The 379-nt window shown below is 50.1% G+C and carries 1 protein-coding gene; it reads left to right on the forward strand.

Annotation, left to right across the window (positions count from 1 at the left end; all coding sequences use genetic code 11):
• Positions 1-379: bacteriophage T4 gp5 trimerisation domain-containing protein (locus tag RTW80_RS27660; protein WP_409415328.1), on the forward strand; the 379-nt coding region annotated here is incomplete at both ends.

A 379-nucleotide genomic window follows, 5' to 3' on the forward strand; every position in this document is an offset into this window, starting at 1 on the left:
GGTCTACATCCACGCGCAGAAGAACATGAACACCGAGGTGCTTAATAACCGCACCACTGATGTGATAAACAACCATGCCGAAAAAATAGGTAACAACCAGGCGATCACCGTTACCAATAACCAGATCCAGAACATTGGCCTTAATCAGATACAGACGGTTGGTGTCAACCAGGTGGAAACGGTGGGTAGTAACCAGATTATCAAAGTGGGATCAAACCAGGTTGAAAAGGTGGGGATCATTCGTGCGCTGACGGTGGGTGTGGCTTACCAGACGACGGTAGGCGGCATTATGAATACCTCGGTGGCGTTGTTGCAGTCCTCACAGGTAGGGCTGCATAAATCACTGATGGTGGGAATGGGCTACAGCGTCAATGTGGGG

The sequence above is a fragment of the Escherichia sp. AM3 genome (assembly GCF_032029835.1).
Lineage (GTDB): Bacteria > Pseudomonadota > Gammaproteobacteria > Enterobacterales > Enterobacteriaceae > Escherichia > Escherichia coli.